Annotated in this window: 17 protein-coding genes and 5 tRNA genes; 21 read left to right on the top strand and 1 reads right to left on the bottom strand. The window is 54.7% G+C overall.

Translation table 11 applies throughout. The features are described from left to right. Positions 1-440: 440 nt before the first annotated feature. Positions 441-1,676 carry a helix-turn-helix domain-containing protein gene (locus tag RBH33_RS15980; RefSeq protein ID WP_306733218.1) on the bottom strand — a complete coding sequence of 412 codons (1,236 nt, stop codon included), beginning with the start codon at positions 1,674-1,676 and terminating at the stop codon, positions 441-443. A 128-nt stretch (positions 1,677-1,804) separates the two neighbouring features. Between RBH33_RS15980 and RBH33_RS15975 the strand changes: the two genes are divergently transcribed. The 21 genes from RBH33_RS15975 to rpoC all read left to right on the top strand — a co-directional run bounded on the left by RBH33_RS15975 (position 1,805) and on the right by rpoC (position 24,922). Then, entirely contained in the window at positions 1,805-2,530 is a 726-nt protein-coding gene (locus tag RBH33_RS15975; RefSeq protein WP_306733217.1) for a DUF2306 domain-containing protein, read from the top strand. Between the two features lie 243 nt (positions 2,531-2,773). Next, positions 2,774-3,565 (top strand): 3-keto-disaccharide hydrolase, encoded by a 792-nt coding sequence (locus tag RBH33_RS15970; RefSeq protein WP_306733216.1) that lies wholly within the window; start codon positions 2,774-2,776, stop codon positions 3,563-3,565. 90 nt (positions 3,566-3,655) lie between these two features. Continuing rightward, positions 3,656-7,063 carry a 3-keto-alpha-glucoside-1,2-lyase-like domain-containing protein gene (locus RBH33_RS15965; RefSeq protein WP_306733215.1) on the top strand — a complete coding sequence of 1,136 codons (3,408 nt, stop codon included), beginning with the start codon at positions 3,656-3,658 and terminating at the stop codon, positions 7,061-7,063. 127 nt (positions 7,064-7,190) lie between these two features. Continuing rightward, positions 7,191-8,342: an alanine racemase gene (alr, locus tag RBH33_RS15960; protein ID WP_306733214.1), complete on the top strand. Its 1,152-nt coding sequence runs from the start codon at positions 7,191-7,193 to the stop codon at positions 8,340-8,342. Next, positions 8,339-9,346, top strand: coding sequence for a bifunctional biotin--[acetyl-CoA-carboxylase] ligase/biotin operon repressor BirA (birA, locus tag RBH33_RS15955; RefSeq protein ID WP_306733213.1), 1,008 nt, complete (start codon positions 8,339-8,341; stop codon positions 9,344-9,346). Before alr ends, birA begins: the two co-directional genes overlap by 4 nt. Further along, the gene (locus tag RBH33_RS15950) at positions 9,343-10,068 is read left to right on the top strand and encodes a type III pantothenate kinase (protein ID WP_306733212.1); all 726 of its coding nucleotides are present in this window, start codon (positions 9,343-9,345) and stop codon (positions 10,066-10,068) included. Before birA ends, RBH33_RS15950 begins: the two co-directional genes overlap by 4 nt. Positions 10,069-10,110: 42 nt before the next feature. Next, on the top strand, positions 10,111-10,836 hold the full coding sequence (locus tag RBH33_RS15945; RefSeq protein ID WP_306733211.1) for an SPOR domain-containing protein: 726 nt from the start codon (positions 10,111-10,113) through the stop codon (positions 10,834-10,836). 35 nt (positions 10,837-10,871) lie between these two features. Beyond that, positions 10,872-10,947: transfer RNA gene (locus tag RBH33_RS15940), tRNA-Thr, on the top strand. Between the two features lie 92 nt (positions 10,948-11,039). Continuing rightward, positions 11,040-11,123, top strand: a tRNA-Tyr gene (locus tag RBH33_RS15935). A gap of 41 nt (positions 11,124-11,164) precedes the next feature. Beyond that, positions 11,165-11,238: transfer RNA gene (locus RBH33_RS15930), tRNA-Gly, on the top strand. 19 nt (positions 11,239-11,257) lie between these two features. After that, positions 11,258-11,333: transfer RNA gene (locus RBH33_RS15925), tRNA-Thr, on the top strand. Positions 11,334-11,490: 157 nt separating this feature from the next. After that, on the top strand, positions 11,491-12,717 hold the full coding sequence (gene tuf, locus RBH33_RS15920) for an elongation factor Tu (RefSeq protein WP_306733199.1): 1,227 nt from the start codon (positions 11,491-11,493) through the stop codon (positions 12,715-12,717). Positions 12,718-12,765: 48 nt separating this feature from the next. Continuing rightward, positions 12,766-12,841 (top strand) — tRNA-Trp (locus RBH33_RS15915). Positions 12,842-12,873: 32 nt separating this feature from the next. Further along, positions 12,874-13,242 (top strand): preprotein translocase subunit SecE, encoded by a 369-nt coding sequence (secE, locus tag RBH33_RS15910; RefSeq protein ID WP_306733210.1) that lies wholly within the window; start codon positions 12,874-12,876, stop codon positions 13,240-13,242. A gap of 7 nt (positions 13,243-13,249) precedes the next feature. Then, positions 13,250-13,783 carry a transcription termination/antitermination protein NusG gene (gene nusG, locus RBH33_RS15905; RefSeq protein ID WP_306733209.1) on the top strand — a complete coding sequence of 178 codons (534 nt, stop codon included), beginning with the start codon at positions 13,250-13,252 and terminating at the stop codon, positions 13,781-13,783. 164 nt (positions 13,784-13,947) lie between these two features. After that, positions 13,948-14,379 carry a 50S ribosomal protein L11 gene (rplK, locus tag RBH33_RS15900; protein ID WP_306733208.1) on the top strand — a complete coding sequence of 144 codons (432 nt, stop codon included), beginning with the start codon at positions 13,948-13,950 and terminating at the stop codon, positions 14,377-14,379. A 1-nt stretch (position 14,380) separates the two neighbouring features. Continuing rightward, a complete protein-coding gene (gene rplA / locus RBH33_RS15895) occupies positions 14,381-15,076 on the top strand; it encodes a 50S ribosomal protein L1 (protein ID WP_306733207.1) in 696 nt (231 codons plus the stop codon). 270 nt (positions 15,077-15,346) lie between these two features. Continuing rightward, on the top strand, positions 15,347-15,841 hold the full coding sequence (gene rplJ, locus RBH33_RS15890) for a 50S ribosomal protein L10 (RefSeq protein ID WP_306733206.1): 495 nt from the start codon (positions 15,347-15,349) through the stop codon (positions 15,839-15,841). Positions 15,842-15,904: 63 nt separating this feature from the next. Beyond that, positions 15,905-16,279 carry a 50S ribosomal protein L7/L12 gene (gene rplL, locus RBH33_RS15885; protein ID WP_306733205.1) on the top strand — a complete coding sequence of 125 codons (375 nt, stop codon included), beginning with the start codon at positions 15,905-15,907 and terminating at the stop codon, positions 16,277-16,279. A gap of 237 nt (positions 16,280-16,516) precedes the next feature. Beyond that, entirely contained in the window at positions 16,517-20,602 is a 4,086-nt protein-coding gene (rpoB, locus tag RBH33_RS15880) for a DNA-directed RNA polymerase subunit beta (RefSeq protein WP_306733204.1), read from the top strand. Between the two features lie 93 nt (positions 20,603-20,695). Further along, positions 20,696-24,922 (top strand): DNA-directed RNA polymerase subunit beta', encoded by a 4,227-nt coding sequence (rpoC, locus tag RBH33_RS15875; RefSeq protein WP_306733203.1) that lies wholly within the window; start codon positions 20,696-20,698, stop codon positions 24,920-24,922. Positions 24,923-25,076: the final 154 nt, after the last annotated feature.

Raw genomic sequence — 25,076 nt, 5'->3', positions numbered from 1 at the left:
AATTAAAATACCCCGCACCAGCAATGGTCCGGGGTATTTTTCTATGGGGCCCACACTCGAGCGGTGGGGCTTGCCAATGACCGACGGTCATAGTGATCGATGCCCTCCATGGCATCGCCCCTTCGGGCGACCTAAAGGTCGTCCCAACTTGTTCCAGACAAGTTGGTTAAGCATCTAAACCCAAATCACCCTGTCGGTTTTCACCCGCCCATCCTTGGGCTCGGTCTACGGCCAGCTAAAGCTGTGCTCATCGTCTTCCGGCCGTTTAGTCCGGCGGGGTGTTTTACTTTATCGTGGGGCGCCATTTGGTGAACCGGCTTTTCTCGGCCATCGATCCTTCCTAATCGTCACCTCCGCGTACGCGGAGGTCCATAGTCCGGCGAGCTGTACCTACGCGTCCACTGTTAGCGAGTCTGATTTAATGTGACCTTACTGACCTGTTAGGTGCCAAGTGATTTGCGGTATTGGCTTGGGGTCTGCCCTACCTCTTTTTTAAACGCGGTGTAAAAGGACGACTTGGAATTAAAGCCTACGTGCATGGCGACATCCAAAACCGTGTCACTACCCAGCGCCAACAAACCTTTCGCTGCCTCTACACGATACTTGTTTACATAGTCGAAGAAATTCATGCCCAGCGTTACATTCAGCGTTTGGGAGATGTAATTGGGGGAGGTAGTAATGTGTTTGGCGAGTCGTTGCATGGATAGTGAAGCGTCTAGATAGAGCTTGTCTTCGCTCATTGCCTTCTCAATTTTTTGAGCAATGTGCTTGGATTGTTGTTCGTCGAGGGCGGAGCGTTGATATTTCTGCGGTAGGTCGTCTACAAGTCCGAGAGCATTTTTGGTTTCACCCTCATTAAGTTCATCAAAGCCGGGTTTCTGCCTGAGCCCCCATATGGCGATACTCCAGAGCGTTACTAACAGCGCCATATTCACCAAAATAGGGTCAAGCTGTACCGAAAAAAATAGATTATCCACCACAATATAAGCAGCTGCTGCCAACCAGGCCCCACCTCCGACGAACAGTAACCAGCTTAACCATCTCATCTCCCTCGAATCGGTACTGGAAAACAGATCCTTTAAATATCGACGGTACCGGCGGAGCCTTTGGAAAATTTTATAAAAATATACGCCTGACTGTACCGGCCACGTAACTACCAGGGCGAAAATCGCGATGAGGAGTACATAGACAATGTTGGCTAACCATCGGGGCTTTTCCGTGAGGATTCCATCATTTCCCGCCAACAATAAGGCATCAACAACATCGGTGGGCAGCAAGGAGAAGCTCAACGCAATGAGCGCCCCAAGGCCTGCAGGTATGAAATGACGTAAAGATTTACGGCTAAGTCGCCACGGAGTTGGAGATGTCAGTCCCTCAACATATAACCACAAGCTCGGAGCAATCAAGAGTATCGCCGGTAGCGACATCATAAGAAATGTGGTTTGGAAGCTTGGCAGAAGCAGTGCCACCGTAGGCTGACTGATGACCACACCGATTGCGCTTAAACAGATGGCCAGGGGCAAATAGGATCGGCGTTCAAAGGAGCGCAACACGAGCAAATGTGAACTGAAAAAAACGACGACTAAGGCAGAGACATTGAGGGCAAGTACTGCCGAATTTTCTATCACTAAAATCCCAACCCTGTGGATATGCTCGGAAACACGGGGCTCCCACACATGCTTGGAGTCCGAACCTGTTGGACAAGACGCTCAAACTGTCCGGGCCCGCGTGCTCGGACGACCGGTTTGACAGGATTCTACATAATTCGACTGTCCATCGATAGTACGCAAGGGAGTACACAAACATGCCCAATCTAGCAATGAAAGAGCTCAGTACCACAGCAAAAAGCACATCCTTCAACTGGCGCATTGTTGGCCTTTTGCTTTTCCTGACAGGAATACCTGCCATTCCTTCATTTTTCATCCTGGCTCTGGTTGTCATGGGGTCTTCTGCGGGCGCCGAACCCTCAACGCTCATAAACGCACTTCATTTCGAAACCCCCATGGCGGTTATAGTCCATGGGCTTTCTGGCATAGTGTTGTTCTTAACAATGCCGTTCCAGTTTTCACCCGCTTTGCGCTCCAAACATCTAAAACTTCATAAATTGGGGGGAAGGGTAGCCGTTGTGTCAGGCTATATCCTGGCTCTATCGGGCATTTGGATGCACCATGCCCTGTTTCCAGGCTCATTCGGTGCCCGGTACCTCTCACTTATCGTGATCAGCGTAGGTATGTGCTTATCTTTTTCAATAGCCCTAACCCACGTCATTAATGGCAATGTGAGTGCCCATCGAAAATGGATGTGTAGAGCGGTTGCGATCACCCTGGCAGTGGTTACCCCACTGTTCATAGAGCCGCTTCTTTACCTGTTTTTCAATGGACTAGAAAATACATACGCAGTTTTACAGCAACTCCAGCATGACTACGGCCGTTTGCTGGGGATGGCGATTAACTTGTTCCTGGTTGAATATGTTCTATATAAAGAAAGGCGAGCGCGGGCATCGTATACTGATGCCTTAATAGGGACGTAAATACTGTCAGATAGCGGTGGTGGGAGAACTTTGAGCCACCATCGCTTCGAATCAGGACCTGGTCACGGCGGCTCCATCCCTTTTCCTGGCCGCATTTCCCCTTTACACTTCCTAGTACCCAGATACAGCGTTTTTACTGGATGAAAATGTTTTCATATGTTATAAATGCTGTCATTGCTGGCCACCCTTTTAGCGTCGCGAACTCTGACATCTGAACACACACTATAAGAAGTGAGACACCTTATGAAAAAGCCAACCCCATATTTGCGCTTTTCAGCTCTGCTTGTTGCCTCCTCCTGTATGTCTTTTACTTTGGCCTGTAATGCCGAGACTCCAGAGGAAGAGCTGGAGCCTTGGCAGCAAGCCCAAAAGACTGAAGTCTGGGAGCCGGTCCCACCAGTCATCACGGCAAAACCCGGCCAACCCCCTTCAGACGCGATTGTGCTGTTTGACGGTAATGATCTGAGTGAGTGGGAATCGGCGAATGATGGTGGTAAGGCCCCTTGGACCGTGGATGCGGATGGGGCTATGACTGTGGCCCCCGGTACTGGAGGCATTCGCACCAAGCGCTCGTTCTGTGATGTGCAACTTCATCTGGAGTGGCGGTCGCCTGCAGAGATTCGCGGCGAAGGCCAGGGCCGGGGCAACAGTGGTGTCTTCTTCCAGGAGCGCTACGAGGTGCAGGTGTTGGACTCCTACGAAAATGAAACCCACCCCAACGGTCAGGCCGCGTCGGTATACAAACAATCCATCCCGTTGGTGAACGCCTCGCGTCCCCCAGGTGAATGGCAAACCTACGATATTATTTATATGGCTCCGCGCTATAGCGAGACTGGGGGCTTGATCAAGCAAGGCACAGTCACGGTACTGCATAATGGCGTGCTGGTGCAGAATCACTTTAAGATCCAGGGGACTACCGAGTGGATCGGTCCGCCGCAAGTCGAGCCCCACGGCTGCGCGCCGCTGTATTTGCAAGATCACGGCGACAAGGTCAGCTTCCGAAATATCTGGATACGGGAAATCGAGGAACTATAAAGACCAAGACGCGGGGCATCCTTACTGCGATGCCCCGCTTGATTCCAATCACGTCTCGCCCCCGCCTGGGGAAAAAAGGTAATAATCGCTATGGGTATGATGAAACCGGCGCTCCTGATAATGGGCGCTTTGATGGTCGCTGCCTGCTCTGATACAGAGCAAACGAACCCCGAATCCGAACAACAGGAGCAGACCGCACACGAGGATGTAGACGGCACCCTCCTGGCGCTCTTTAAACCCAATGCAAACTGGCATCTGGTTGAGGATGTGACCGCGGACGGGGATGCACTCAGAACCACCCGCGGAGAAAACAACACTATAGCCGTTAATGGTGAGGACTGGGCCGACAGTGGTTACCTGGAAACTCATGTCAATGTGGGTGATAGCCTGGTGCGGATGGAGTTCCTATTGCCTGAAGGATCCAGCGCTGGGTTATATCTTCTGGGACGGTACGAAGTGAGTCTGGCGGACAGCTACGGTGAAACCGAACTGGAGCCTTCCGACATGGGTGGGCTGGCGCACCGGTGGAATCCCAACCAGGAAATCCCCGAGTTTGATGGTGTGGCACCGGCTAGCAACGCCGCAAACCCAGCAGGCGAGTGGCAAACGGTGGAAGTGGAGTTCCGTGCGCCTCGCTATGACGATGCGGGAGCAAAAACAGACAATGCCCTGTTGTTGTCGGTCACAGTCAACGGCGAGCAAGTGCAATACAAAACCATTGCTACCGGGTTTACCCGCGATCCCATACGAAACTGGGAGCAGCCCTCCGGCCCTATGATGATCCGGGGTGATCGAGGTCCGATCGCCATCCGCAATTTTGAGGTGCGCCGGGCCGACTTCGGCGAAGTGGAAGTGCCCGCGACCAGCGGTGAAAGCACCAATCGCGACGAGTTAGTGGATTTTGTCGCGCAGGGCCAACAGCTCTATCGGGCGCTGGGTTGTGTTACCTGTCACGCCGTCCAGAAGGACGATACGGCTGTACGTCTTGGTCCGAACTTGTTCGGTCTGTTTACGCTTCCCCCCAGAGATAGAGAAGTTGCCGTCGGCGATGGCGGAGATCGCTTCGTGATTCAGGCTGATCGCAGCTACCTACACAGAAGTATTCGCGATGCCAGCGCCGAGCTCCCTGTACGTGAATCCGGTGAACGCAAGGGTGAAGTCTACCCCGACGATATGCCTTCTTATGGCGAAGACATGGTGTCAGATAATGAGATCGACGCCATTGGCGCCTACCTGCAGACCCTCAACGATTTACCCAACCAGGGCCCAGTGAAAGTGCTGGTGCAAGAGGGTGGCCCAGAGCAATACGATCCACTGTTGGATGGTATGCAGTTCTTGGTGACCGACCGTGTTCGTATGCAACGCGGGCCCATGAGAGGTTTGTCCGGTCGAAGCATTCATGTCGGTCAACCTAACGGTATTAACTACAGCTTTGATCCCCGTGTGCTTGGTATCGCTCGAGTTTGGCAAGGCGGCTTCCTGAACATGTCGGGCGAACTCAGTGGTCGCGGCGGATCGGCTTTGCGTACTGGTTTTGAAACCCGGGAAATCGATCTGGCCGGTGAGGAGGCTCTGTTTGCCCCTCTTAACGCTCAGGGCGAATTGATCGACTTCTCTTTTAAGGAAGCCAAGTTCCAGGATTTCGATAGAATCGAACAGGCGCTCTACAGCGATACCGACCACCTGGAGAAACTCGCCGCTGTGAATGCACAATTTCTCGGTTATGAGCGTAATAGCCGTGATCCGGAAGCGGCTCCTTCATTTAATTATCGGGTTGGTGATAACCGGCTGGGAGTGCAAACCCGGATGCAAGCCGATGGCCAGGTACAGATTCGGGTTCAGGGTGATCTGGAAACTGAGCAGGCCTTTCGTATCAACCAGGACGTGTTGGGGAATGCAAAGCCGTCTCATGGTGTCATCGACAATGGCGTCTGGACAATTCCTTCCGGTGTGTCCGCGGCGACGCTGGATGCGCGGATGAGAGTCGTACCGGACCCCTGGCGGCCTGAGTCCAAAGATTTTGACCACAAGCGGCAGCCATTAAAAATTGTGGCAGGGGAGGCTCAGTTACCTGCGGGTTACCAGATCGAAAACTATCTTCCACCGAAGGACAACTACGGGCGAGAGCAATTGTTCGAAGCCCTGGGCTTGGCCGTGGCGCCCGATGGCACCCTCGTGGTGGCCACCCGTACCGCCGGAATCTGGCGAGTTGTGGATGGCGAGTGGCACCTGTTTGCAGACGGGCTCTTCGACGTCCTTGGTGTTGAGGTAGAGGATGAGCAAGGGTTGTCCGTGGTGGTCAGCCAGAAAGCAGAACTGACTCGTATCACCGACACTAACGGCGATGGACGTGGAGACACCTTCGAGACGCTGTTTGATGCTCACAGCTTCCACAGCAATTACCACACCTATATGCACGGCCCTGCACGCGACGAGGAAGGCAACTATTACGTCGGCATCAACCTAGCCCATGCCGACCAGGCGATCTACAAGGCCGACGGCGAATATATGGGAAGCCATGGCGGCTTGCTTGGCTGGGCCATCAAAGTGACTCCGGAAGGAGAGTTCACTCTATGGGCCAATGGACTGCGCAGTGCCGCCGGTATTGCCACGGCTCCGGACGGGCGCATTTGGTTCTCTGACAACCAGGGAGAATTCGTCAGTACGTCCAAGTTGTTTGTGTTGGAGGAGAGTAAGTTCTATGGCCATCCCTCTGGGCTAGTGGATTTGCCGGGAATGAATCCGGATTCTCCTGAGATTGCCTGGGAGCGAGTGGCGGACACCCGCGAGAAGGAAGTCATCCTTCTACCGCAAAACCGTCTGGCTAACTCCCCCGGTCATCCGATTTGGGATACCACCGAAGGTAAATTCGGTCCATTCACTGGACAAATGTTTATCGGTGATCAGACCCGCTCGAATCTTCTGCGCATGGATACGGAAGTGGTGAATGGACTGGAGCAGGGCGTGATCATCCCATTTGCGGAAGGTATGGCCTCCGGTGCCATGCGCCCCGTTTTTCTGCCTGATGGTAGCTTGTTGCTCGGCCAAACCGGGCGCGGCTGGCAGGCGCGAGGTGGGCATGTCGCCAGTCTCCAGCGACTCTACTGGGATGGTGAAACCGTAGAGCCGACGATTGATACAGTGAAAGCTACCGCGGACGGATTTGAAGTGCATTTGACTCACCCGATCGCGGAAACGATAGAAGCCGATGCCTTAGCCGGTTTGTTTGCGCTGGAGTCCTGGACCTATCGCGACGCGCCCGATTACGGATCAGAGGAACTGGGTCGGCGCTCCGAAGATGTGGTAAGTGCCCACTTGTCCGACGACCGTAAAGTGATCTCAGTAGCACTAGCGACTACTGAGGTCCCAGACGTGCATCCCCAGCAAGTGGGTCGCCTGTATCGGATATCGTTGGCGGCGGGCGCGGGTCTCTTTGCGCAAGAGGCTCCGGATACGCTCAGCGCTTACTACTCGCTGTACCAATTCGCTTCTGAGTGAGTGAATCAGTCGGTGCGGTAGCATTTAGCTACCGCACCGACTTTACCTTCCCCTTCTGTAGTTCGCTCTGGATTTTACGGCGCGTCTCTGCTTAGATGCCAGCATCGAATCAGTGGTAGCGCGTACTATGGAATCTCATCAAGGTCTGCTCAACCAGGGAGCGTCTGGGGTCGCCAGTACGGGAGTCCTAACCATCGACCTTTCTGCCATTCAGGCGAATTGGCGCACCATCAATGCCAGTCTTGCTGCAGGAGCCCAAGCTGCGGCTGTGATTAAAGCCGATGCCTACGGATTGGGCGCTGCCCAGGTGGGGCCGGCGCTTTACCGCGTGGGCTGTCGGGAATTTTTTGTCGCCACTTTGACAGAAGCCCGAGCGGTGAAAGAGTATTTACCGAAAGACGCAAACATTATTGTTCTCGGTGGCGCCCGCCCAGGCGATGAGGGCGCATTTATCACCGAAGGGTTAACACCGGTTCTGTTCAGCTTGCCGGCGGTGGAGCGGTGGCAACAGGCATGTCTGACCGTGGGCGCGCCTCAGCCATCGGCGCTCAAGTTGGATACCGGCATGCACCGGCTCGGTTTGTCCTCTGATGAGCTCGACCAAATGCTGGCCGAGCCTGCTCGGTTGAAGGAATGTGGAATTGCGCTGGTGATGAGCCACTTGGCGTGCGCTGATGAGCCTGACCACCCGCTCAATCGACAACAACAACATCGTTTCCATAACGCCGTAGACCAACTGCGCCAGCACCTCCCCGGCGTGCGGCTGAGTCTCGCCAACTCTTCAGGCATATATTTAGGGCCAGATTGGCATTACGATCTCGTTCGACCTGGCGCGTCTTTGTATGGATTCAATCCCCAGCCCGGTAATCCCAACCCAATGCAACCTGTGGTGCAACTGGACCTGCCTGTACTGCAAGTGCGCGATGTCGCCCACTCCGGAACCGTGGGTTACGGCGCCAGTACTCCGGTTGACGCGCCTGCGCGGCTGGCGGTAGTGGCCGGCGGTTATGCCGATGGGCTCAATCGTACCTTGGGCCAGCACGCACTGGGCGTGGTGGGTGAGCAGCGGATCCAAGTCATTGGCCGTATCTCCATGGATCTAACCATATTTGATGTCTCAGAGTTGCCCTCTGGTGAGAGCCCGAAATGGATTCAGGTGCTCAATCGAGAGCTAACCGTCAATCTTGTAACGGAACGCACCGGAGCTCTGGGTTATGAAGTACTTACTAGCTTGGGTGGACGATACCGGCGAATCTACCTGGAGGAACCGCAATCGTGACGAAGTTACTGCTCGATTATGCGGCGCTGGAGCCGCTCCTGATATTACTGGCTGATGGGGAATTCCACTCCGGCCAGGAGTTGGGCGATCACCTGGGTGTGAGTCGCACTGCTGTATGGAAACATCTGCAAAAGCTGGAAGTATTGGGTCTACCTTTGACGTCCTCCCGAGGGCACGGCTACTGCCTGGAAGGAGGGTTGGAGTTGTTCGACTCTGACGTGTTGCGCGCCCACCTCACGCCGGCGGCCAGAGAAGCACTGACTGAACTTGAACTCTTTCCCCTTACGGATTCCACCAATGCTCGCGCTATGGCTAAAGCGGCACTCGGCCGGGGAGGCTATGTTTGTCTCGCCGAGCAACAGAGTGCCGGCCGTGGCCGCCGCGGGCGGCATTGGGTAAGCCCTTTCGGTAAAAATATTTATCTTTCGCTCAGCTGGTGTTTTGAATCCGGTGCTGCCGCGCTGGAAGGCTTGAGTCTGGCGGTCGGCGTAGCGCTGGTGAGAGTTTTGAAGGAGTTGGGTCTTCCCGAGTTAGCGTTGAAATGGCCGAACGATGTGTTGTGCCACCGAAGTAAGCTCGCCGGGGTTCTTTTGGAAATGACTGGAGATCCTTCTGGGGCCTGCCAGGTTGTCGTCGGCGTGGGCTTGAATGTGGATATGCCGGAACCGGCGAGTACCGGCATCGACCAGCCCTGGACTGATGTGCAAAGCACGCTTCGCAAAGAAGGCCTACCTCCAGTGTCGCGAAACTTTTTGGCGGCAGCGTTGATTTCTGAGCTGCTGGTTCTGCTGAAAGATTACGAAACAAAAGGGTTTGAAGCCTATCGGAAGGAGTGGTTGGCTCTCGATGCATTCGCTGGTCGCGAAGTGGAGTTGCGTGCGACGGACCGCGTTATTCGGGGGCGAGTAGTGGGTGTCGGTGAAACGGGCGCTCTTTGTTTAGATGTGAATGGAGAGCAGCAGTTTTTCTATGGCGGCGAAGTCAGTTTGAGAGCTGTGTCATGATTTTGGAAATTGACATGGGCAACAGCCGGATAAAATGGCGGTGCCGTGGGGAATCCGGTAGTCTGGCGCACGGTATTCTCACTGAAGGTTATCAGGGATTGTTGGCCGAATTGGCGGGGCGTTCGCTCACCAACGTATGGGTGGCCAGTGTTCTGGATGAGGGACATAACCAAACATTCGCACGGTGGTGCCAAACGCATTTCCACGTCACTCCGGAATTTGCTCAAACCCAGGTGCAGTGTGCCGGGGTCACCAATAGCTACGCCGAGCCCCGCTTAATGGGGGTAGACCGTTGGCTGGCGATGCTGGCGGCGTTCAATCACGCTGGCGGCCCTTGCGTCGTGGTGCAGGCAGGCAGTGCCATTACGGCCGATCTGCTGAGCCCAACCGGCAAGCATCTCGGGGGCTATATTGGGCCAGGCTTAACCATGATGCGCCGAGCGCTTGAAGAAAACACCCGGCGGGTAAGGCCGCAGCCTAGTGCCTGGGCACATTTGTCAACGGATCCGGGAACGGATACCGATGGCGCTGTCAAAGGAGCTCTGACGGCCATGGCGTTGGGTCTTGTGGCGAGAGCGCAATCTGAATTGAACCTCGCCTCGGGCTCCGAGCCGGCCCTGATTCTGACCGGCGGTGACGGTCCCGCTTTGGCCGAGTGTCTAGAGGGTGCCCGCTTAGTGCCAGAATTGGTGTTGGATGGGCTGGCTTTTGCTTGCCGGTAATGAGTTCATCCTGGCTGTTGTTTTCGTTTCCGAGAGTAATGAATGCGCGCAATCTGCTTGGCAGTAGTGGTCATCAACATTCTGGTGCTGGGAGCTCAGTTGTTTTTAGGGTCCCCAGACCTTAATGCTGAAACGCCATCTCCCGCCAATACAACCGGTGATCGGCGTCTGGTTATGCTTAGCGAGCGATCCGGGCGAGATTCACCTGTTCCACCCCAGCAGGCAAGGGTAATTCCTGAGCCTGCCCCCGCTCCCGCGAGAGATCTATCTCTGCAGCAGGCTGTGTGTGCGCTTGTCGGGCCATTTGACGACTCGGAGCAGGCCGAGCACCTGGTGCAACGACTGATTTCGCTTGAGGTGCAGGCGCGTATTGAGGAGATCGATGTTCCCGCCGGATCCCGTTATTGGGTGCATCTGGAGCCGGAGCTGTCTCAAAATGCCGCCCTTCGGCGATTGCATGAATTGCAGGCTAAAAACATCGATAGCTATATTATTCCGCGCGGCGAATTGGCGCTGGGCATCTCCCTGGGCATGTACAGTCGCCCCGAGCTGGCGGAGCGACGCAAGAGCGAGCTTCAGGCGTTGGATTATGACGCCAGAATCCTAGAAATTTCCCGAACGCATCGAGAAACGTGGGTTTCTCTGCCCTCAGCCCAGGCCAGCCAGGTGGCGCAGCGCTTCTGGAGTGACTTGCTGGAAAGTCATCCTCACCTAGAGAAACGACAAAATTTGTGTCCAGGTGTTGCTTCCGAACCAAGTTTTCACTAGAATCCCGCCTCCACGTTTAGCCGTGGTTGCGGAGCGCTGGCGTAGCTCAGTTGGTAGAGCAGCTGACTTGTAATCAGCCGGTCGGGGGTTCGACTCCTCTCGCCAGCTCCAGTTTTGTAGGCACTCTTGCTGTAACTCTGTGAATTTATTGAGTTTTCAGTTGACAGTCGAGAGTGCGGGCCGGACAATGCCGGCTGTTTTCCGCAGGGGTTCCCGAGTGGCCAAAGGGATCAGACTGTAAATCTGACGCGCAAGCTTCGGAGGTTCGAATCCTCCCCCCTGCACCATTTATAGAACGCGTTGTAGTAGTAAGTGGGTACTTGAACGTGCGGGTATAGTTCAATGGTAGAACCTCAGCCTTCCAAGCTGATGGTGCGGGTTCGATTCCCGCTACCCGCTCCATATATCTGCACAGTTTTGCGCTCATGTAGCTCAGTTGGTAGAGCACACCCTTGGTAAGGGTGAGGTCGGCAGTTCAAATCTGCTCATGAGCTCCACATTGGCTGCGAGGGCTTCTGCTCTCGCGGCTGTGTTTTGTCTGAATGTTTGGTCTGTTTGGCGGTTGGCGGCAGATCGTATTAAATCCCAGCAGCTTGGCTTTAGTGGTGACGCTCTGGCAATTATAGCTGGCTTGAATCCGAGGAGGCGCTCGCAATGGCGAAGGAAAAATTTGAACGCAAGAAGCCCCACGTCAACGTGGGCACCATCGGTCACGTAGACCACGGTAAAACCACCCTGACCGCGGCGCTGACCCGCGTGTGTCACGAAGTTTGGGGTAGCGGTGCAGCCGTGGCCTTCGACGGTATCGACAATGCCCCGGAAGAGCGTGAGCGCGGTATCACTATCGCCACCTCCCACGTGGAATATGACTCGCCCACGCGTCACTACGCACACGTGGACTGCCCGGGTCACGCCGACTACGTGAAAAACATGATCACCGGTGCCGCTCAAATGGACGGCGCTATTCTGGTTTGTGGTGCCACCGATGGCCCCATGCCGCAAACTCGCGAGCACATCCTGCTGTCTCGTCAGGTAGGCGTTCCTTTTATCGTCGTATTCCTGAACAAAGCCGACTTGCTGGCTGAAGACTGTGGCGGTGTTGGTACCGACGAGTACAACGAAATGCTGGAGCTGGTGGAAATGGAGCTGCGTGAGCTGCTCGAGACCTACGAGTTCCCAGGCGACGACACTCCGATCATTGCCGGTTCTGCCTTGATGGCCCTGAACGGCGAAGACGACAACGAGCTGGGCACCACCGCTGTTAAAAAGCTGGTTGAGACTCTGGATGCTTACATCCCCGAGCCCGAGCGCGCTATTGATCAGCCATTCCTGATGCCCGTAGAAGACGTATTCTCCATCTCTGGTCGCGGTACCGTTGTGACCGGTCGTGTTGAGCGTGGCATCGTTAAAGTCGGTGAAGAGCTCGAGATCGTGGGCCTGAAAGACACCACCAAAACCGTTTGTACCGGTGTGGAAATGTTCCGCAAAATGCTCGACGAAGGTCGTGCCGGTGAAAACGTGGGCGTGTTGCTGCGCGGCACCAAGCGCGACGAAGTTGAGCGTGGCCAAGTGTTGGTTAAGCCCGGCTCTGTGAAGCCACACGTTAAGTTTGAAGCCGAAGTGTACGTACTGTCTAAAGAAGAAGGTGGTCGTCACACCCCGTTCTTCAAAGGCTATCGTCCACAGTTCTACTTCCGCACCACAGACGTAACAGGCGCTTGTGAGCTGCCTGAAGGCGTAGAAATGGTAATGCCGGGTGACAACGTTAAAATGGACGTCACTCTGATTCACCCCATCGCCATGGAAGACGGTTTGCGCTTCGCAGTTCGCGAAGGTGGCCGTACCGTGGGTGCGGGCGTGGTAGCCAAGATTATCGAGTAAATCGATTTTTGGGGCGGCCCTCTGGGTAACCGCCCCTGTTTAAGTTACAGGCCAGTAGTTCAATTGGTAGAGCGTCGGTCTCCAAAACCGAAAGTTGGGGGTTCGAGTCCCTCCTGGCCTGCCATCATTAAAGTAGAGTGAAGGTTTCTGCAGCGTATGAGTACTAAGAGCGAAGCACAAGAGTACCGCCTGGATCCACTAAAGTGGTTGTTGGCGATTGCGCTTGTTGCCGCAGGCGTTGTAGCGAACTCACATTTTGCGGCTGAGCCACTGCTTTACCGTGTTCTTGCCATGGTGGTGCTTGCGGGTGTGGTGGGGTTGATAGCAGTCAATACCGCCAAGGGCGCCAGTATTTGGCGGCTGCTGCGCGAGTCGCTCGTGGAAGTGCGCAAAGTTGTATGGCCCACGCGAGCCGAAACCAACCAGACCACATTGATTGTCCTTGCGGTGGTGATCGTAATGGCCATCATTCTCTGGATGCTGGATGCGCTTTTTGGTTGGATCGCATCCTTGATTATAGGGTAGGTGAGAAATGGCTAAGCGGTGGTATGTAGTTCACGCCTATTCCGGTTACGAGAAAAAAGTGGCCGCGGCATTGCGCGAGCGGATCGAGCTGCATCAGATGCAGGACAGTTTCGGCGAAATCCTGGTGCCCACCGAAGAAGTGGTGGAGATGCGTGCAGGACAAAAGCGCAAGAGTGAGCGCAAGTTTTTCCCTGGGTATGTTTTGGTGCAGATGGAGCTTAACGATGCTTCCTGGCACTTGGTAAAAGACACTCCCAGAGTTATGGGTTTTATTGGCGGTAAAGCAGATCAGCCAGCACCCATTACTGAGAAAGAAGCTGAGGCGATTCTGCGTCGGGTCGACGACTCGATTGAGAAGCCGAAGCCCAAAACCATATTTGAACCCGGTGAAATGGTTCGCGTTACTGACGGGCCGTTTAACGATTTCAACGGTGTAGTGGAAGAAGTGAACTACGAAAAGAGCCGGCTGCGAGTTGCTGTGCTTATTTTCGGACGCTCCACACCGGTTGAGCTGGAATTTGGTCAGGTCGAAAAGAGCTGATTGCGCTGAATGACCTGATTTTGTTGTGCCTTTCTTTGCGTGTCGCAAAGAAAGGTTTTCGCGTCTCTGGATATTGCTTTTAGCAAACCAGAGAGGGGAGCCGGAGACGGGAGGTTGAGCCACAACCACCCCGAGGCGCTAACACCCAATGGGGAGTAGATCTTATGGCTAAGAAAGTAACCGCCTACATCAAGCTGCAGGTTGCAGCTGGTAAGGCCAATCCCAGTCCTCCGGTTGGTCCCGCTCTGGGTCAGCACGGCGTAAACATCATGGAGTTCTGTAAGGCGTTTAACGCTCAGACTCAAAACATGGAGGCTGGTGCGCCGGTCCCGGTAGTGATTAGCGTCTATAGCGACCGCAGCTTTACCTTTACCATGAAAACGCCGCCCGCGGCTTTCTTGTTGAAAAAAGCGGCTGGAATCACCTCTGGTAGTGCGCGCCCCAATACCGACAAAGTCGGTACTGTAACCCGCGCGCAGCTGGAAGAAATCGCTACTGCTAAGCAGCCGGATCTGACCGCCGCTGATATGGACGCGGCTGTACGCACCATCGCTGGCTCAGCCCGCGCCATGGGCCTTAATGTGGAGGGTGTGTAACATGGCTAAATTGTCCAAGCGGCAACGCGCTATTCAAGAGAAAGTCGACAGTGCAAAACAGTACGGCATCGAAGAGGCCGTGGCTCTGTTAAAAGAACTGTCCACCGTGAAGTTTCCCGAGACTTTTGACGTATCTATTAACCTCGGCATTGACCCGCGTAAGTCGGATCAATCTGTACGGGGTGCTACCACTCTGCCTCACGGCACGGGTAAAGATGTGCGTGTAGCCGTTTTTGCTCAGGGTGCCAACGCTGAAGCCGCCACTGCGGCAGGCGCTGACTTGGTGGGTATGGATGACCTGGCAGCTGATGTTAAAGCCGGAAAAATGGATTTCGATGTGGTTATCGCCAGCCCTGACGCTATGCGCGTTGTCGGTCAGTTAGGTCAAATTTTGGGCCCCCGTGGCCTGATGCCCAACCCGAAAACCGGCACTGTGACGCCAGACGTTGCTACCGCTGTGAAAAACGCCAAGGCCGGTCAGGTTCGTTACCGCGCTGAAAAAGGCGGCATTATCCATGGTGGCATTGGCCAGATTACCTTTGACGCCCAGGCAGTCAAAGAAAACATCGAGGCCCTGATTGCCGATTTGAAAAAAGCCAAGCCCGCCAGCGCCAAAGGTGTGTACCTCAAGAAAATTTCCTTGAGCACCACTATGGGGCCGGGTCTGGTCATCGATCAATCCACCTTAGCCGTTTAATCCGGCTAGAGTGGCAACTGACTTTGGGGTCTGCGCCGATCAGGCGCAGGCTGTCAAAGACCGTAGGTGAGCTCCTCGTCGGCTGCAAGCCGATTTGGGCGAGTTCTTAATCCGGCTCATCCCTTTGTGGGTATAAGGGTCGAACCTACGCAGACGGTGTGACCCGCTTCAGCTTTCGAGTTGAAGAGTATCACCGATTTACATGGCTTAGGGTTAAACCGAAGCTGGAAGTTAACGACAGGTTAGCCTGTCAAACCCAGGAGAAATCCCGTGGCATTAGGACTTGAAGGCAAAAAAGCGATTGTCGCTGAAGTCCAGGAAGCTGCTGAGAGCGCTCTTTCTGCGGTTGTCGCCGATTCCCGTGGCGTTACCGTGGAAAAAATGACCGCTCTGCGCAAAGAGGCTCGTGAGAACGGCGTTTGGATGAAAGTCGTTCGCAACACTCTGGCCCGTCGCGCACTCGAAGGTACGCCTTACGCATGTCTGGCCGAGAGTCTTGTTGGCCCGACCATGATCGCTTTCTCAAACGAACATCCCGGTGCAGGTGCTCGCATTCTGTCCGAGTTCGCAAAAGGAAACGATAAGCTTGAGCTGAAAGTGGCGGCGTTTGAAGGTGAGTTGGTAGACATTAGTCTGCTGGCAACTCTGCCGACTTACGACGAAGCTGTGGCCAAGCTCTTGAGCGTCATGAAAGAAGCAGCTGCTGGCAAACTGGTTCGCACTCTTGCGGCCGTTGGCGAAGCGAAAGAACAACAGGCGGCCTAATAGGGTCCAGCTTGAATTGGATAACTGAGCCCTCGGGCTCCATTTAACAGTAGGAATTAAGACATGTCCCTGAGCAAAGAAGATATCATCGATGCTATTGCCGAAATGTCAGTGAAAGATGTTGTTGAGCTGGTTTCTGCAATGGAAGAAAAATTTGGTGTTAGCGCTGCAGCCGCAGTTGTTGCCGGCCCTGCTGGTGGTGATGCTGGTGGTGCTGCTGAAGAGAAGACTGACTTTGACGTCGTTCTGACCTCTTTCGGTGAGAAGAAAGTGAACGTGATTAAAGCTGTTCGCGAAATCACTGGACTGGGCCTGAAAGAAGCCAAAGAACTGGTTGAAGGCGCACCCAAAGCCATTAAAGAAGGTGCTTCGAAAGAAGACGCCGAGGCGGCTAAAGCCAAGTTGGAAGAAGCAGGCGCAACTGCAGAGCTGAAGTAATTTCGGTTGCTGCATGAGCGAGTCCAATGTTGATGAGTTGGACGCGGGGCTGGTGGACAATTGTTCGCCAGCCTTTTTCCGTTTTCGGTCGACGGTAACGATCGAACAGATGGCGCCGTAGGCGTCATGGTTAGACTATCACGGGATGGTGCCGGATAGCAGAGGGTCTCATGGCTTACCCGGAACCGCAGGCTTCCGAGGTTAACGCCCGATCCGTGAACAAGCTGGGGAATATAGATGGCCTACTCATACACTGAGAAAAAACGTATCCGCAAGGATTTTGGCAAGCTGCCGCACGTCATGGATGTTCCATACCTATTGGCGATTCAGCTGGATTCATACAGAAAGTTCACCCAGGCGGACACGCCTCCTTCGGAGCGGGGCGATTCAGGTTTGCACGCCGCCTTCCGTTCGATTTTCCCAATTGTGAGTTATTCCGGTAACGCTGCACTTGAGTACGTCAGCTACAGCCTTGGCAAAGGCGTGTTTGACGTTAAAGAGTGTATGCTGCGCGGCGTTACCTACGCTGTGCCCCTGCGAGTCAAAGTCCGGCTGATTATTTACGATCGCGAGTCTTCTAATAAAGCGATCAAAGACATTAAAGAACAAGAAGTCTACATGGGCGAAATTCCGCTCATGACAGAAAACGGTACCTTTGTGATCAATGGTACCGAGCGTGTGATTGTTTCCCAGTTGCACCGGTCGCCTGGCGTGTTCTTCGACCACGATAAGGGCAAGACACACTCTTCAGGCAAGCTGCTGTACTCGGCACGGATCATTCCCTACCGTGGCTCTTGGTTGGATTTCGAATTCGATCCCAAAGATTTGGTATTCGTACGTATTGACCGTCGCCGCAAATTGCCCGCGACTATCTTAATGCGTGCGCTCGGCTACACGTCCCAGGAAATGTTGGAAATGTTCTTCGAGAACAGCTCCTTCGAAATGGGCGAGAATGGCCAGTTTGTTTTCGAAGTGGTCCCCGCTCGACTGCGTGGTGACGTGGCCACCTTTGATATCAAAGACAAGAAAGGCAAGGTGCTCATCGAAGAAGGGCGGCGTATTACCGCCCGCCACATTCGCCTGCTTGAGAAGGCGGGTGTCGACCAAATGGAAGTGCCTGCAGAGTATCTGTTGGGCCGCGCCTTGGCTAAAGACGTCATCGACGAGAAGACTGGCGAGTTGCTGCTCGAGTGTAATACTGAGATTACTCTCGACGTGCTCGAGACACTGGCTAAAGCCGGTATCACCAAGATCGAGACGCTCTACACCAACGAACTGGACTGTGGCCCGTTCATTTCCGATACTCTGCGCGCCGATCCGACCCGTACTCAGTTAGAAGCACTGGTTGAGATTTACCGCATGATGCGCCCGGGCGAGCCTCCTACTAAGGAATCCGCTGAAGCCCTGTTCCAGAATCTGTTCTTCAGTCCTGAGCGCTACGACTTGTCCGCTGTTGGGCGGATGAAGTTCAACCGTCGCTTGGGTCGCGAAGAAGAAACTGGCGAAAGCACTCTGTCCAATGACGACATCGTCGATGTGCTGAAAACTCTGGTGTCTATCCGCAACGGTATTGGCGTTACCGACGATATTGACCATTTGGGCAACCGCCGGATTCGCTCCGTAGGCGAAATGGCTGAAAACCAATTCCGGGTTGGCCTGGTACGCGTAGAGCGCGCTGTAAAAGAGCGTCTGTCCATGGCGGAGAGCGAGGGCCTGATGCCTCAGGACCTGATAAACGCCAAGCCTGTGGCCGCGGCCGTAAAGGAGTTCTTTGGCTCCTCTCAGCTGTCTCAGTTTATGGATCAAAACAACCCCTTGTCCGAGGTTACTCACAAGCGTCGGGTGTCCGCATTAGGGCCAGGTGGCTTGACTCGCGAACGCGCGGGTTTTGAAGTGCGTGACGTTCACCCGACTCACTACGGTCGTGTCTGTCCCATTGAGACCCCTGAGGGGCCAAACATTGGCTTGATCAACTCTCTGGCGACTTACGCGCGCACCAATAGCTACGGCTTTTTGGAAACGCCTTATCGCAAAGTCGTAGACGGCAAAGTGACAGACGATATCGAATTCCTGTCTGCCATTAACGAAGCCGAGTACGTGATTGCCCAGGCGTCGGCCAAAGTCGACAAAAAAGGCAAGTTGTGCGAAGAGCTGGTGTCGGTTCGTCACCAGAACGAGTTCAACCTGAAAGGCCCGGAAGAGGTCCAGTTAATGGACGTGTCTGCTCGCCAGGTAGTATCCGTGGCTGCGGCGCTGATTCCGTTCCTGGAGCACGATGACGCCAACCGCGCTCTCATGGGCTCAAACATGCAACGTCAGGCCGTGCCGACCCTCCGTGCTGAGAAGCCCGTGGTAGGTACGGGTATGGAGCGCAACGTGGCGGCTGACTCCGGCGTTTGTGTGGTGGCGCAACATGGTGGTGTCGTGGACAGCGTGGACGCTGGCAAGATTGTGGTCAAAGTTCACGATGATGAAGTTGAAGCCGGTGAAGCCGGTGTCGACATCTACAACCTGATTAAGTACACCCGCTCCAACCAAAACACTTGCATCAACCAGCGCCCGATTGTGCGCGTAGGTGATGTGATTGCTCGCGGCGATATTCTGGCCGATGGTCCTTCAGTGGATATGGGCGAACTGGCGCTGGGTCAAAACATGCGCATCGCCTTTATGCCCTGGAATGGCTACAACTTCGAGGACTCCATCCTGGTGTCCGAGCGCGTGGTGCAGGAAGATCGCTTTACCAGTATCCATATCCAAGAGCTCACTTGTATCGCTCGCGATACCAAGCTGGGCAGCGAGGAAATCAGTGCTGACATTCCTAATGTCGGTGAAAGCGCCCTGAGTAAGTTGGATGAGTCCGGCATCGTATACATTGGTGCCGAGGTCGGTGGCGGCGACATTCTGGTCGGTAAAGTTACTCCAAAAGGGGAAACTCAGCTGACACCGGAAGAGAAGCTGCTGCGTGCCATCTTTGGCGAAAAGGCCTCAGACGTTAAAGATACCTCGCTACGTGTGCCCTCCAGCACTAAAGGTACTGTGATCGACGTACAGGTATTCACCCGTGACGGTCTGGAGAAAGATCAGCGCAGTAAGGAAATTGAAAAACTGCAGCTGGACGAAGTGCGCAAAGACCTTAACGAAGAGTACCGTATTGTTGAGCGGGCCACGTTTGGACGTTTGCGCGCCAGCTTGCTGGGGCAGAAAGTTGCTTCCGGCAAAGGCGTTAAGAAAGGCGAAGCGCTGACCGAAGAGCAGTTGGAAGCCATGGACAAGGAGCAATTCTTTAAGCTCCGTATGGCTGACGATGCGCTCAACGATCAATTGGACCGTGCTGAAGAACAGTTGGCTGAGCGTCGCAAGATTCTCGACGAACGTTTCGAAGACAAGAAGCGCAAGCTGTCTACCGGCGACGATTTGGCGCCGGGCGTACTGAAAATCGTCAAGGTGTATTTGGCCATTAAGCGCCGTATCCAACCGGGCGACAAAATGGCAGGTCGCCACGGTAACAAAGGTGTGATTTCAGTAATCATGCCCGTGGAAGATATGCCCTACGACGACAAGGGTGAGCCCGTAGATATCGTGCTTAATCCTCTGGGTGTGCCCTCGCGTATGAACGTGGGTCAGGTTTTGGAAACTCACCTAGGCATGGCGGCCAAGGGTCTGGGCGTTAAGATTGACGCCATGTTGCGCGAGCAGCGTGCCGTGGGCGAAGTCCGCAAGTTCCTAGAAGAGATTTACAACAAAACCGGGGATGTGGCGGCACGAGAAGATCTGGACTCTTTCAGTGATCAGGAGATCCTTGAATTGGCCGGCAACCTGACTGGCGGCGTGCCTATGGCAACCCCGGTCTTCGACGGCGCCCAGGAGCACGAAATTAAAGCACTGCTGCGTTTGGCGGATTTGTCCGACACCGGCCAATCGATACTCTACGACGGCCGCACCGGGGACAAGTTTACTCGTCCGGTCACCGTCGGCTACATGTACATGCTTAAGCTCAACCACTTGGTGGATGACAAAATGCATGCTCGTTCCACCGGCTCCTATAGCCTGGTTACTCAGCAGCCGCTGGGTGGTAAGGCGCAGTTTGGTGGCCAGCGTTTCGGGGAGATGGAGGTCTGGGCCTTGGAGGCGTATGGCGCCGCCTATACCCTGCAGGAAATGCTTACCGTCAAGTCGGACGACGTTGCAGGCCGTACCAAAATGTACAAGAACATCGTCGATGGCGACCATCGCATGGAACCGGGCATGCCGGAATCTTTCAATGTACTAGTGAAAGAGATTCGTTCGCTCGGTATCAACATGGAGTTGGAGCACGACGACTAGCCCTGCTGCGTTGTAAAAACGGTGCGGGACCTGCGGGTCCCGCTGTGCGACCTACCGCACTGATGCCCACTGGAGCTTACTGGAGAAAACGCCTTGAAAGACTTACTCAACTTGCTCAAGTCCCAGGGACAAGTCGAAGAATTTGATGCCATTCGTATTAGTTTGGCGTCGCCGGAAATGATTCGCTCCTGGTCGTTCGGGGAAGTAAAGAAGCCCGAAACCATTAACTATCGTACCTTCAAGCCCGAGCGCGAAGGTCTTTTCTGTGCCAAGATCTTTGGCCCGGTAAAAGACTACGAATGTCTGTGCGGTAAATATAAGCGCATGAAGCATCGCGGCATTATCTGTGAAAAATGCGGCGTTGAAGTGACCCTGGCGAAAGTCCGCCGGGAACGCATGGGCCACATTGAGCTGGCCAGCCCGGTCGCGCACATCTGGTTCTTGAAATCTCTGCCCAGCCGTATCGGTCTGTTACTGGACATGACCTTGCGCGACATTGAACGCGTTCTGTATTTCGAATCCTATGTGGTTACCGATCCCGGTATGACCACTTTGGAGCGCGGGCAACTGTTGTCCGACGAGCAATACTTCGAAGCAATGGAAGAATTCGGTGACGAATTCGAAGCCAAAATGGGCGCCGAAGCTATTCAGACGCTGATGGGTGACATCAATCTGGAAGAAGAAGTGCAATTCCTGCGGGAAGAGATTCCCAATACCAGCAGCGAAACCAAAGTTAAAAAATATTCCAAGCGCTTGAAGCTCTTGGAAGCTTTCCTGTTCTCCGGCAATAAGCCTGAGTGGATGGTCATGGAAGTGTTGCCGGTTTTGCCGCCGGATCTGCGTCCGTTGGTACCCCTGGACGGTGGCCGTTTTGCCACTTCGGATCTGAACGATCTGTACCGCCGGGTGATCAACCGTAACAACCGCCTTAAGCGCCTGTTGGACCTGAATGCGCCGGACATCATCGTGCGCAATGAAAAGCGCATGCTGCAGGAATCCGTCGATGCTCTGTTGGATAACGGTCGTCGTGGCCGGGCCATCACTGGCTCCAACAAGCGTCCTCTGAAATCCCTCGCCGACATGATCAAAGGTAAGCAGGGCCGCTTCCGTCAAAACCTCTTGGGTAAGCGCGTGGACTACTCCGGTCGCTCTGTGATCGTGGTGGGTCCCACCCTGAAGCTGCATCAGTGCGGTTTGCCTAAGAAAATGGCGCTGGAGCTGTTCAAGCCGTTTATCTTCAGCAAGTTGGAGCTGCGTGGCTTGGCGACCACCATCAAAGCCGCCAAGAAAATGGTAGAGCGTGAAGAATCCGTGGTTTGGGATATTCTGGATGAGGTCATCCGCGAGCATCCCGTATTGTTGAACCGCGCCCCGACTCTGCACCGTTTGGGTATCCAGGCCTTCGAGCCGGTGCTGATTGAAGGTAAAGCCATTCAGTTGCACCCGCTGGTGTGTGCCGCCTATAACGCCGACTTCGACGGCGACCAGATGGCCGTGCACGTGCCTCTGACGCTGGAGGCGCAGCTTGAATCCCGCGCCCTGATGATGTCCACCAACAACATCCTCTCCCCGGCATCTGGCGAGCCCATCATCGTACCCTCTCAGGACGTGGTATTGGGGCTGTACTGGATGACCCGCGAGCGCATTAACGCTCAGGGTGAGGGCATGATCTTTGCCGACGAAGCAGAGGTTTCTCGCGCTTACTACGGCAAGCAGGTCGATCTGCAAGCCAAAATTAAGGTGCGCCTGACCGAAACGTTGATAGGGCCAGAAGGTGAGAAGCAGAAGTCGACCTCCGTGGTGGATACCACTGTTGGCCGCGTGCTGCTCTGGGAAATCGCGCCGGAGGGAATTCCTCTGGAGCTGATCAACCGCCCCATGGTGAAAAAGGCTATTTCAGCGGTAATTAACCATTGCTACCGCGTCGTGGGCCTCAAAGCTACAGTGATTTTTGCTGACCAGTTGATGTACATGGGGTACGACTTCTCCACCAAATCGGGTGCATCCATTGGTGTGAACGACTTTACCATCCCGGATGAAAAGGCTGGCATCGTCGGTCGCGCCGAGAAAGAGGTTAAGGAAATCGAAACCCAGTTTGCCTCTGGTCTGGTAACTCAGGGCGAGAAGTACAACAAAGTTATTGATATCTGGTCCCGCGCCAATGACTTGGTCGCCAAGTCCATGATGGACGGCATTAGCCAGGAAACCGTTATTAATAAGGATGGGGAAGAGGAAGTTCAGGACTCCTTTAACTCCGTCTTTATGTATGCCGACTCCGGTGCTCGGGGCTCCCCGGCTCAGATCCGTCAGCTGGCGGGTATGCGGGGCCTGATGGCCCGTCCCGATGGCTCCATCATCGAGACGCCCATTGTCGCTAACTTCCGTGAAGGTCTGAACGTACTCCAGTACTTCATCTCGACTCACGGTGCGCGTAAAGGTTTGGCCGATACCGCTCTGAAGACCGCCAACTCCGGTTACTTGACCCGCCGTTTGGTCGACGTATCGCAAGATTTGGTGATTACGATGGTTGACTGCGGCACTGACGAAGGGCTGCTTATGTCGCCGGTCATCGAAGGCGGTGACGTGATTGAGTCCCTGGGTGACCGTATTCTGGGTCGCATCATCGCTCGGGACGTTGTGCGTCCCGGTAGCGACGAAATTTTGGTGCCGGCTGGCACCATGATCGACGAGGCATGGGTCGAGCGTATAGAGTCCATGGGTATCGACGAAGTGTGTGTCCGTTCGCCTGTGAGCTGTGAGGCCCGCAATGGCGTCTGCTCCATGTGCTACGGCCGTGATCTGGCTCGCGGACATCGGGTCAACCAGGGCGAAGCGGTGGGTGTTATTGCCGCCCAGTCTATTGGTGAGCCGGGTACTCAGCTGACCATGCGGACCTTCCACATCGGTGGTGCGGCCTCTCGGGCCTCTGCCGCCGACAGCGTTCAGGTTAAGCAGGAAGGTAAAGTTCGCCTGATCAACGTTAAAGTAGTGAGTAATGCCGATGGCAACTTGGTTGCCGTATCGCGTTCAGGCGAGTTGGCGATTGCGGATTTCAGTGGTAGTGAACGTGAGCGGTACAAGATTCCTTACGGCGCCCTGATCACGGTGAAAGAAGGTGAAGCTGTTGAAGGTGGACAGATCATTGCCAAATGGGATCCGCACACGCATCCCATCGTTAGTGAGGTAGCGGGTAAGGTTCGTTTTGCTGGCATGGAGGATGGCTTGTCCATTCGTCGGCAGACCGACGAGCTGACCGGCTTGAGCTCCATCGAAGTCTTGGATCCTGCGGAGCGTCCTTCGGCGGGTAAAGACTTGCGTCCTGCAGTCACCTTGGTGGACAAAGAGGGCAATGAGCTTTATCAGGCGAATACCAATGTGCCGGCTCACTACTTCCTGCCTGCTAAAGCGATTCTAAGTATCGCTGACAATCAGGATATTCAGGTGGGTGACGTAGTCGCGCGGATTCCTCAAGAGGGCTCCAAAACCCGCGATATTACCGGTGGTCTGCCTCGCGTAGCCGACTTGTTCGAGGCGCGTAAGCCGAAAGAGCCTGCCATTTTGGCGGAGATATCCGGCACCGTGAGCTTCGGTAAGGAGACTAAGGGTAAGCGACGTTTGGTGATTACCCCCTCCGACGGCCAACCTCTGCCGGATGGTTCTACTCACTACGAAGTGTTGATTCCAAAGCACCGCCAGCTGAACGTGTTTGAAGGCGAGCAGGTGGAAAAGGGCGAGATGATTTCAGATGGTCCCAGCAACCCGCATGACATTTTGCGTCTGCAGGGTATCGAGGCGCTGGCGGCCTACATTACCAATGAAATCCAGGATGTTTATCGCCTGCAGGGTGTGAAGATCAACGATAAGCACATCGAAACCATCGTGCGGCAAATGCTGCGCAAGGTGGAGATTACCACCATGGGTGACTCCACCTTCGTAAAAGGCGAGCAGGTGGAGTACAGCCAGGTGCTGGAAGAAAATGAGCGTCTGCGCGCTGAAGACAAGCAGCCTGCTCAATTTGAACGCCAGTTGTTGGGTATTACAAAGGCTTCTCTGGCGACAGAGTCCTTCATTTCCGCCGCTTCCTTCCAGGAAACTACGCGGGTTCTGACCGAAGCGGCCGTAACGGGTAAGAAAGACACCCTGGCTGGTTTGAAGGAGAACGTGGTAGTGGGTCGTTTGATTCCTGCTGGTACGGGCCTGGCCTATCACGCCGAGCGCAAGCGTCGTCGTGATCAGGTGGTTGAGCCTCAGGATGGCGGCGTCAGCGCTGAAGACGTCGAAGCGGCTCTGACCGAGGCGCTAAAGTCCAGCAGTAGCTAGGTTGGTTGCGCGGGCACCTGCGGTGCTCGCTTGACGTGGCGGGGTGGCGTCATTACAATGCGCCACCCACTTTTGCCTAAGTGGGGGGTCGGGAGTTTCCGATCCCTTTAATCTGGCCTTCCCGGGAAGGCGTTTTTATTTTTGTGGAGTTTAT

Source organism: Marinimicrobium hydrolyticum, assembly GCF_030848505.1.
In the GTDB taxonomy this organism is placed as follows: Bacteria; Pseudomonadota; Gammaproteobacteria; order Pseudomonadales; family Cellvibrionaceae; genus JAVDDU01.
Note: the sequence above shows the minus strand (reverse complement) of the source record. Positions and strands in the feature narration are given on the sequence as shown.